This is a genomic window from Halosolutus sp. YCN4, assembly GCF_059736495.1.
This window is the reverse complement of sequence record NZ_JCASSM010000003.1, coordinates 827168-836669: the sequence shown is the minus strand read 5'-3', so window position 1 is coordinate 836669 and position 9502 is coordinate 827168. Positions and strand designations below refer to the sequence as shown.

The 9502-nt window shown below is 56.8% G+C and carries 8 protein-coding genes; 4 read left to right on the top strand and 4 right to left on the bottom strand.

The window, feature by feature from the left end:
• Positions 1–1581 precede the first annotated feature (1581 nt).
• The 3 genes from AC6I6X_RS14735 to AC6I6X_RS14725 form a co-directional block, all read right to left on the bottom strand.
• A complete protein-coding gene (locus AC6I6X_RS14735; protein ID WP_497931304.1) occupies positions 1582–2985 on the bottom strand; it encodes an alkaline phosphatase family protein in 1404 nt (467 codons plus the stop codon).
• A complete protein-coding gene (locus tag AC6I6X_RS14730) occupies positions 2985–4205 on the bottom strand; it encodes an inositol-3-phosphate synthase (RefSeq protein ID WP_497931277.1) in 1221 nt (406 codons plus the stop codon). Before AC6I6X_RS14730 ends, AC6I6X_RS14735 begins: the two co-directional genes overlap by 1 nt.
• Positions 4206–4306: 101 nt before the next feature.
• Positions 4307–4516, bottom strand: coding sequence for a hydrogenase expression protein HypA/HybF (locus AC6I6X_RS14725; protein ID WP_497931276.1), 210 nt, complete (start codon positions 4514–4516; stop codon positions 4307–4309).
• A gap of 143 nt (positions 4517–4659) precedes the next feature.
• Here AC6I6X_RS14725 and AC6I6X_RS14720 point away from each other — a divergent pair, with 143 nt between their 5' ends.
• The 4 genes from AC6I6X_RS14720 to AC6I6X_RS14705 all read left to right on the top strand — a co-directional run bounded on the left by AC6I6X_RS14720 (position 4660) and on the right by AC6I6X_RS14705 (position 8268).
• Positions 4660–5445 carry a TatD family hydrolase gene (locus AC6I6X_RS14720; protein WP_497931303.1) on the top strand — a complete coding sequence of 262 codons (786 nt, stop codon included), beginning with the start codon at positions 4660–4662 and terminating at the stop codon, positions 5443–5445.
• Positions 5442–6317 (top strand): sugar phosphate isomerase/epimerase family protein, encoded by an 876-nt coding sequence (locus AC6I6X_RS14715; protein WP_497931275.1) that lies wholly within the window; start codon positions 5442–5444, stop codon positions 6315–6317. The genes AC6I6X_RS14720 and AC6I6X_RS14715 overlap by 4 nt, the downstream gene beginning before the upstream one ends.
• 30 nt (positions 6318–6347) lie before the next feature.
• Complete coding sequence (locus AC6I6X_RS14710) at positions 6348–7286, top strand: UbiA family prenyltransferase (RefSeq protein ID WP_497931274.1); 939 nt, start codon at positions 6348–6350, stop codon at positions 7284–7286.
• Between the two features lie 130 nt (positions 7287–7416).
• The gene (locus AC6I6X_RS14705; protein ID WP_497931302.1) at positions 7417–8268 is read left to right on the top strand and encodes a sugar phosphate isomerase/epimerase family protein; all 852 of its coding nucleotides are present in this window, start codon (positions 7417–7419) and stop codon (positions 8266–8268) included.
• Positions 8269–8349: 81 nt separating this feature from the next.
• Here AC6I6X_RS14705 and AC6I6X_RS14700 read toward each other — a convergent pair whose 3' ends face one another.
• Positions 8350–9321, bottom strand: a complete 972-nt coding sequence (locus tag AC6I6X_RS14700; RefSeq protein WP_497931273.1) for a sugar phosphate isomerase/epimerase family protein — start codon at positions 9319–9321, stop codon at positions 8350–8352.
• Between the last annotated feature and the right edge of the window lie 181 nt (positions 9322–9502).

Here is a 9502-nt window from a genome sequence, read left to right as displayed (position 1 = left end):
GTGTCTGCTCGCGCTCCACAAATTCTAACTGAATGTCGGTGCTAGGTAGCGTGAGGCGGTTGAATTCGGGCATGGATACCGCGAATTCCACCGCCTCGCTTCTTCAAACTCTAATCTGAACAGCGCCCTTCTAGATAGCATCTTCTTTGAGAACACACAGAAAGACAGCCACTCTATTCAGTTTAGTATTATTTAAGTATAAATGGGTATATTTCCCACTTCTAAACTTTTTATCATAGCATCTTCGCAAGAACTTTATATCTTTCTAATTTGTCTACATAAATATTACGTTGATATAAATAGTATTTACAGTCTAGCACAAAAAACACCCCTAAATTTATCAATATAGTAGCTCAATTCATCATAATGGGCGAAACTGTAGCTATGCACAAAGTTCTAGATCATATGAAGATATATACTATATATGTTATTATATCTTTTCTGGTTGCTATCTATTCTAATCAGATAAAATATCATTCATCAGTTCCGGTGACGTCGGCGTTAGTAGACGCGAACTCAAGTGAGAACGGAGTTTGTCGTCAACGCCCAACCCATTGACGATCAACGTGATGTAGCAGGCGTTGTCGGCGGCGGTCTGGTCGTAGTTCTCGTACTGGGCCGCGATCGTCTCTTATCAAGGTCTGAAAACATCGTTTGTACGTCTGAAGCGTGGTGAGAGGGAATCGAGACGAGATCAAGAACGGTTGTGTCGATCGACCTGTCCGTAACTGTATGAGACAGGAAAGAGGCGGATTCGCACCCGCCCGCGGATCAAAGCCCGCGTATTAATCTCATGAGTTGCAATGGACCGACGAACAGTAGCTTACGAGCCACCGCATCCAACAAAACCCCTTCATTCGATAAAAACAGTTTATTAAAATATTTTGAATGATTTCCTCACGTGTTTCTGAGCAAACCTTCTCGAGGTCTATATTTCTAATCGGTATTCGCATCTAATCGCAGCGCATGAAACCTACCAGTCGGCTGACTAAGTCGATGTCGAGCGATTCGTTATTTGGCCTTTTCCCTAGACTCTTAGTTTTTGGGCCGACACCGACGTTGACGCAGTCGGCGATACGAAAGCGCGGCCCTAATCGCTTGGTAACATGACACAGTCAACCGTTAGGTTGAATACTGTGACAAGCTACTGCCGTCTCCGCACTTAATCGGGGAAACTGCGACTATGTCGGACTGCAGAACAGCGTTCGAAGGATCCTCAATAGAGTATTACTTTGGGCCAAAATAGCTACAGAAAATTATATAGGATTCACTTCTATACTGGGGCAATTAAAATATATTCCGGATAGTATACTATTATGGCGGGCGCTATGAGGACGAGAATTGTAAGTAATACTCTTAGATTTCCTTTACAACAGTATGGTCGTAATTTTGCAGAGTTCCGGGCCTGCAAAAGAGTCCCCGCCAGCTAAGTATATAAGTCAAGTTGGAAATTGGCCTAAGAGTAATATTGGTATTTCTAGTTAGGAAGACCATCGCTCTCGGACTTCAGATGATGGTTGCTACTATCTCGAAAAAAAGACGACCGTCCTCGTACCGAATATTCGTCAGTGGGAGAAACGTCTACTGCAGTACTGACGGATGTTCAAAGGACAGTGATATCGAGTCGGTGATCCCGAGTAGGTCTGCGACCGTCGGCGCGACGGCCTGTGCATCAACGGTGTCGCCTTCGATCGAAACGTCCGGTACTGCGGGACCGCCTAGTCCGTAGAATCCGAACGCTGATTCGTCAACGCGACCGTGTGATCCGGATACCTTCGCCGGATTAAGTGAGGCAAGTCCTGATTCACCGAAGAACAACTCGCAGGGATCGAATCCGGGCTTCGCGTGGATGTCCATATCAGTCGCGTAGTACGGCGAGTCCTCGTTGTCCAACCACCAATAGTACTGGAACCAGGCGTTCGAGTCAGCAACCAAGACGAGTTCGCCGGAGTTCGGGTGGTTGATGCTGCGCTCTGCCTTTCCCTCCTCGCCCAGAACAGTGTCGACGCCGTTGAGTTCTTCGAGAATACGTCGGGCTTCGGCCGGAGCATCCGTGTATACGTGGGCGACCTGATGATCGACCATCGCGAACGCCCGTGACGCGGCAAGGTCGACTTCTTCGCCGCCCTCCCCATCGTCCTGAACCGAAAGCAGCCCGGATTCACGGAGCGCACGGTTGGGAAACACCGGCGTATCGACAGGGTGGAAACCGTACTCGCTGACGAGGTTGATGGCCGTCTCGTGCCAACGGTCTGTAGATCCGAGCCATTTGAGGAACACACCTACTAAATCGTCGACGGTCGACACGGCGTCCTCTAGTTCCTCCGAGCCGGGACCGTACCGTTGTGCGTCGTAATCGAGGTGCGGAATGTACACCCAGAGCAAATCAGGGTCGTAGCGTTCGATGGATTCCTGCGCGGCCTGCAGGATCCACTCGCTGCTGGCCTCGTTGGCAGCTGGTCCCCAGTAGTTGTGCAACGGGAAGTGGTCGTATTCCGAGCGGAGTTCGTCGTAGAAGCCGTCTGGGTTCGTCCAGCAGTTCATCTCGATCATGTCGTTATTCTCGTCCTCGATCGGTGACGGGGTAATGGCGATATTCGCCGATGTGTCGATGAGGTGCTGGAAGAAGAGTACGCCAGTTTGTAGGCCTGCTTCTTCGATCGCGGCTTCCCACAGACGATTACGATCCGCCCGGTCGCGCTCCCAGAAGGCAGCCGTGTCCCGTTGCCTATCGTACTCGCCGTTAGCGACATCGCCGTGTTCGGCGGGAGAACACCCTGTCGCAAGCGTTGTTTGGACCGGGATGGTCACGGCCGGAAACGGCGGCCTGAGAGCCCTAATCGATTCTGCGTCTAGAACGCTGCCGATGTTAGGAGCGAGCCCGGCGTCAAGATGCCATGGTTGGAGTCCAACGACATCGAGAACAATCACCCGGCTGGCAGCTTGGCCTGCCCGGTTCCCGGTAGTCTCGGATCGTCCCTGCATCATTCAGCGTTCCCAAGGATGCGTCGCGAATCACTCCGGTGTTGCTCGGCGTACTCGTAGAGTTGCTGGAACTGCCGAGAGAGGTTGTGCTCATCTACGCCCTGAGGTGATTTGAAGAACGAGGCGAGCTGCGGCTGTTGCCCGCCCTCGGCGTGCTCGTCGGCGAAGGCGGCGAGTCGCACCAAGTCGAGAACGAGCGGCGCAGCGAGTGCCGAGTCGGACCCCTCCCACGTGAATTGCATTTTCATCTCGGTCTCAAGGAACCCCTGGAAGTGGATGTGATCCCACGCGGTCTTCCAGTCACCCAGCGACGGAGTGTAGTCAATTCGAACCGAATTGTGGTGGTCGTATCCCAGGATCGATTCGAGGAGGTCGCCCTTACTTTCTATTTTGCCCGCCTTGTTCGCATCGTCCTCTAGAACGAGTCCGTCCCTGTTGCCGAGGATGTTGTGGCCGTCCCACGATAGGACGCGGAGGTTCCGTCCGGCAAACATCGGGGCGAGGGCAGATTTCACGAGCGTTTCACCTGTTTTGCCGTCTCTGCCCATATGAGGAACTTCGTTCTGCTCGGCCAGTTCTTGCAACCCGCCTAGGGCCGAGCCCGTACTCGGAGTGAAGTTGATATATGGGTGTTCGTCGACTAGCGCGGCGTACGCGTACAGGGTGCTAGCCGGCAAATCGCCGTCGTCAGCTTTGATTGCCGACTCGAAGTCCTCTAACGTTTCGTACCGTTCCGGGTTGTCGATCGGCGGTTCGGTGGAGGCGACGTTGACGACAACTAGTCGATCAACGTCCTGTTGCTCCGCGAACGTGGCGTAGTCGCGGCGTATCTGGGAGACAATATCGGCTACCGTCTCTTCGTCGGCCACCCGACTGTCGGAGAGATCCTCAACCACCTGACCACAGCGCCTCGCTGTTCCGGTTGTCACCCGCTTGTCGATGTCGCGGAGGTCTTCGCGCACGGCATCAATCGTATCTTCGTCCGGAACGCCACCTGCCTCATTCGCCTCTTCGACTGTCTGTTCTATGCTCTGGGAGCGGATGTCGTGGCCGCCGAAGACGAGTTCGTCGACATCAGGGAGTGCAAGCGACGCCATCGGCTCGCTCGCCGTCACCATCCCCGTCGAGTCGACGACTCCTCTCGCGATGGCTCGCGCCCCTGTCATGGTGACACTTGCAACGTTACCTCTTGCTCCGATCAGCCAGACTCCAGTTGTCATACAGATCCGCTTGGTACGGACATATATAACTATTTTCCTACCGGAAACAGCGTACGGCGTCGCGGGATCGGAGGTTGCTCGCTACGGCGCCGACGGATGACTCACCAGGTCAGGTCGGTATCGGACTCTCGTCGCGAGAGTTGATTTCCGTTCTTGCTGAAATCAAGGTCCCTCGCGAGGATCGTCTCTTCAGGATGCCGCCACTCCTCCTCGCAGTTCTCACATCGCCATACCTCATAGGGACGGCCCTGATCGGGATTCCTTCGAATGGAGTCCACGGCGATGCTACAGTAGGGGCAGTACTCCGGCATGCTCTCTCGTTATCGTGTGATAGTTATATATTTACCCCAGCCTGTGATCATGAGTTCCACACCTGAAACGATACAAAAGGATAATTATGATCTAGAAGCCAATCTGCACGTAGATCATGTCCGTACCGATAATCGACCCTCATATGCATATGATCTCCAGGTCCACCAACGACTACGAGCGCGCGCGATTGGCGGGCGTGGAGTGCTGCATCGAACCCGCATTCTGGAGCGGCCAGGACAAACAGCACGCGGAGTCCTTCTTCGACTACTTCGAGCGCATCATCGACTTCGAGACGAAGCGTGCCGAGCGAACGGCCGGCGTCGACCACTACGTCACAATTGGCCTCGAACCGAAGGAGGCCAACTATCCGGAGATGGCGGAACGAGTGATGGATCGCGTCCCTGAGTACCTCGACAGAGAGAACGTCGTCGGGGTCGGCGAGATCGGTCTCGACCAAGGCACCGAAGAGGAAGAATACGCCTTCAAACGCCAACTCCGCATGGCCGAGGAGCGCGAACTTCCAGTCATGATTCACACACCCCATACGAACAAGCCCGAGGGCACCAAGCGCCTCGTCGAGATGATCCGGGAGGAAGACGTCACCGAGGAGCGCATCGTCATCGACCACAACACGGAGAACACGATCGACATCACCGCCCAGACGGACTGTTGGATCGGATTCACGCTGTACCCCGGGAAGATCGACGACGAGACGGCGATTGACCTGCTCAAAGAGTACGGTACCGACAAAATGATGCTCAACAGCGCAGCGGACTGGGACCCCTCCGATCCGCTGGCGGTGCCAAAGGCCCGTGACAAGATGCTTGACCGCGGCTGGGACCGAGAAGAGGTTCGGAAGGTCGTCTTCGACAACCCATACGAGTTCTTCAGCCAGTCCCCGAACTTTGACTTCGAGGGCAACCAATGAACTTCGGCTTCTCGATGAACGCGTTTCAGCGGCACGGCCTGGAAGAGAGCCTTGCGACACTCGGCGAGATCGGATATGACGGCGCAGAGATATTACTCGACGAACCGCACCTCTTCCCGGGGGCGGCCGACGAGAGCGATGTGGCGGCGGTCCGGAATTGGCTCGACGCGCACGATCTCGTGGTAAGCAACTGCAACGCGTTTATGCTTAGTGCGATCGAGCGAACGGAAGAGAGCAAGGCCGCAGAGTACAGCCGCGACACCGAAGGATTCCACCACCCTTCGTTTCTCGAACCCGCCGCTGAAGATCGACGTGCACGCATTGAACACACGAAAAACGCGCTGAAAACGGCTGACGCCCTCGGCGCGGACAGCATCTCGCTTACCCCCGGCGGTCCGATCCCGAAGGGCACCTCCGACGAAGAGGCGATGGATCTGTTCCTCGAGGGGCTGCGCGCCATTGTGCCGACAGCCGAAGAGGTGGGGGTGGACGTCTTGGTTGAACCGGAACCAGATCTGTTGATCGAGACGTCAGACGATTTCTTGGAGTTCGAAGAGCGGATCAACTCGTCGCGGATCGGCTGCAACTTTGACGCGGGACACTTCTTCTGCGTCGACGAGGATCCGGCCGAACTCGTCGAGACGCTTTCCCCTTACACGAGCCACTATCACCTCGAAGATATCCCCGCAGACGGGACGCACGAGCACACCCAACTCGGCGACGGAGGGATGGATATCAACGAGTTCCTGCAGGCGATCGAGGACAGCGACTACGAAGGGTTCGTCACCGTCGAATTGTACCCCTACGAAGACACGGCCGCCGAAACCGCCCGCGTTGCGATGGACTACCTCGAAAAGCATGGCTGGGCCTGAACGGCTCGGAAACGGGCGATTCGATCCGATATGAACGGGTACGACAGTCAGCAGACGAAGGCTGGTGGCTGGTTGCGCTCGACCGCGGCCTACGCTAGACTCATCCGTGTTCCGAATCTCTTTACCGCTCCTCCGGACGTCATCCTGGGCGCGGCGATCGCCGGTGGGCTCGGGTACGACGTCACGGTTGAGGTCATCGGTGGCCTCGCGGTCGCGTCCACGCTGCTGTATGCCGCGGGGACGACGCTCAACGACTACTTCGACGCGACTGAGGACGCCCGCGATCGACCAGAGCGGCCGATCCCGTCGGGGCAAATATCTCGCACTCGCGCGCTGCTTCTCGGTGGAGTACTGCTCGTCGGCGGCGTTGCCGTCGCCGTGGCGTCCGGCGGGACGACCGCTGGCGCTGTCGCTGCGACGCTCGCGCTAGCGATCCTGTCATACGATGCGCTGTTGAAGGGAACGTGGGCAGGATTCCTGTCGATGGGGGCCAGTCGGGGTCTCAACGTGCTCCTCGGGACTGCGGCGGCCGTAGCGCCGACCGCGCTGACGGGGCCCGCTCTCGGGATCCCGGTGATAGTTGTGCTCTACATCGGGAGCGTCACCTACATGGCCGAGAGCGAAACCGGGCAGAGCGATCTACTCTCGGTGTCGATCGCCGTAGCGGGTACTGCCGTCGCCGCATTGAGCGTCGTCGGAGCAATCGTCCGCAACTCGGCGTCGCCCACCGGTACCGTTGTGGCGGTAGTGCTATTGGTCGGGTTTCTCATCTGGACGGGGCCGCCGCTACGAGCGGCGTATGTGCACCCGTCGCCAGGGACAGTCGGGCCCGCCGTCGGCGCTTGCGTGCTCGGACTGACAGTCCTGACGGGGGCATTCGCCGCGACGTTCGGTTTCGAGTGGGGAGTCGCCGCCGTAGTCTTTTTTCTTCCGGCGGTCGGTCTCGCTACTCTCTTCGATGTGAGTTGAGCTTTCGGGAACGGCCGGAGGGGGGTAATTCTGTCGAACAGTTCGTTCACGCCACCTGATGTACAGGCAGGTCCGCGAGGACGACGTAATGGGAAGAAAAGATATAACCACGCGAACGAGTAGTAGCAGTGTGACGCAACTAGCTTTCTCGACGAACGCGTACACGCGATTCGAACTGCCCGAGGCAATCAGGCGGATCGCAGATCGTGGTTACAGTGGCGTTGAACTGCTGGCTGATATGCCTCACGCATATCTGCCCCAGTTCGATGAAGGAGATCGTGAAGCGCTTGCCGCGGCACTCGACGAGGCAGGTCTCGAAGTATCGAACGTGAACGCGAACACGGTTACGGGGTATTACGAAGACGCGCCCCCGTCGTCGTTCTTCGATCCGACGATAGTCACGGCGGACGATGACGAGCGTGCTTGGCGGATCGAGTACACGAAGGATGCGATCGACCTTGCGGAAGCGGTCGATGCGCCGGCCGTTTGCGTCGCGACTGGACGACCGTTGCCCGGAAATCCGCCGGAACAGGCCAGAGAGTATCTTCTTGACTCGCTCAACGAGATTACGGGCTACGCCGAGGCGGCCGGCGTTGACGTTGGCATCGAATTCGAGCCGGAACTCCTCGTTGAGTGCACCGAAGAGGTCTTAGAACTCATCGACGACGTCGGGAGCGACGCTCTCGGAGTCAATCTCGACATCGGCCATGCAGCGGTGTACGGCGAAGATCCGGCCGAGAGCGTCCGCAAGTGCGCCGGGAATATCACCGGTGTTCACCTCGAAGACATCGCGGGAGGGGTGCGAGGGAAACACTACCACCTGATTCCCGGCGAAGGGGACCTCAACTTCGAGAGTGTCTTCGAGGCACTGAACGATATCGGCTACGACGGTTTCGCAACCATGGAACTGTATACCTATCCGGACAGGCCCGATCAGGCTGCCGAAGATGCCTACGCATTCCTTGAGCGGTACGTGCACTAAACTGATCGTCAAAAGATTCCCGTTCGAGTACTAACGTCGTTCCCTCACCGAAAACGAAGATGCCTGGCAGAGGGCGTCGGCCTACAGTAGTGCAGGATGGGTGTCCGAGTCGGTCCCACAGATGCCGCTGTAGTTGGGACGACTGTTCATCCGTTCGAGCCAAGCGGCGCCGATCTTCATGCTCGCCATCGGTCGGGGCGCCGCGTCGTACTCGTAGATGAGGTACTCGACGTCAGCGGCGTTCCGCGCGACGGTAGCGACCGCCTCCATACTGACGGCGCCCTCGTCGATTTCGTAGAAGTCGCCGCCGGCCATGTTCTTCATGTGGATCGAGTTGACCTTGTCGCTGTACTTCTGGATGTACTTGATCGGGTCGTATCCGCCGGTCAGGACCCAGCCCGCGTCGATCTGAAGATGTGCGTTGTCGTTGAGGTACTCGACGAAGATGTCGTAGGCAGGCGTGTCGCCGATCGTCTCCTCGAACTCGTGGTTGTGGTTGTGGTAGCCATACTGGATTCCCTCCTCAGCCAGCCGGTCCGCAACCGCGTTGACACGGTCGGCGAACTCGGCGATGGAGTCCTCGTCGCTGAAGGTATCCCGGCCCTTCCACGGGTGAACGAGGTGGTTGACGCCGAAGTCAGACAAGGTCTGGATAAACTCGTCGTTCCCCTCGAGGTCGCCGACGCCGACGTGCGCACTACCCATGTGCACGTCGTTCTTTTTGAGTGCGGTTGCGATAGCCTCCTCGTCGTCGAACATGAACGGCTCGACCATGTCGTAGCCGGCGTCGGCACTTTCCTCGATCAGCTCGGCGACCGACTTGTTGGAATTCTCGGAGTACGTCCAGAACTGCGTTCCGATCTCGACGTCGTTTTCGTCCTCTCCCAAGGCCGCGGCATTAACCATATCCCGTTGCTGAGCCTGCGCTTGCGACGTCCCGACGACGCCGGCGACGCCGGCCGCGCCGATACCCTGTAGGACGCGGCGGCGGTTCGCCTCAGGAGTTTCGTTACTGCTGGTTTCTTCTGCTTCAGACTGGTTTGAATTGCTCATTGTATATGTTATTATCGGGTGTGTTCTGTCGTTGCTATCTATCTCCTACCATTGATTGATTATGATGGTAGGTTGTATGTCATTGAATAACTACCATATAATAATTGTTCCGGTAGTGTGATACGCGATTGCACCAGCACCGCGATCTCGCATGGGGACCTACGAACCGCCTGCAACCGCG

Bases quoted from the DNA above. Each gene is read 5' to 3' on its own strand.
- AC6I6X_RS14735 (WP_497931304.1), bottom strand. From the start codon at position 2,985: ATGCAGGGACGATCCGAGACTACCGGGAACCGGGCAGGCCAAGCTGCC.
- AC6I6X_RS14730 (WP_497931277.1), bottom strand. From the start codon at position 4,205: ATGACAACTGGAGTCTGGCTGATCGGAGCAAGAGGTAACGTTGCAAGT.
- AC6I6X_RS14725 (WP_497931276.1), bottom strand. From the start codon at position 4,516: ATGCCGGAGTACTGCCCCTACTGTAGCATCGCCGTGGACTCCATTCGA.
- AC6I6X_RS14720 (WP_497931303.1), top strand. From the start codon at position 4,660: ATGCATATGATCTCCAGGTCCACCAACGACTACGAGCGCGCGCGATTG.
- AC6I6X_RS14715 (WP_497931275.1), top strand. From the start codon at position 5,442: ATGAACTTCGGCTTCTCGATGAACGCGTTTCAGCGGCACGGCCTGGAA.
- AC6I6X_RS14710 (WP_497931274.1), top strand. From the start codon at position 6,348: ATGAACGGGTACGACAGTCAGCAGACGAAGGCTGGTGGCTGGTTGCGC.
- AC6I6X_RS14700 (WP_497931273.1), bottom strand. From the start codon at position 9,321: ATGAGCAATTCAAACCAGTCTGAAGCAGAAGAAACCAGCAGTAACGAA.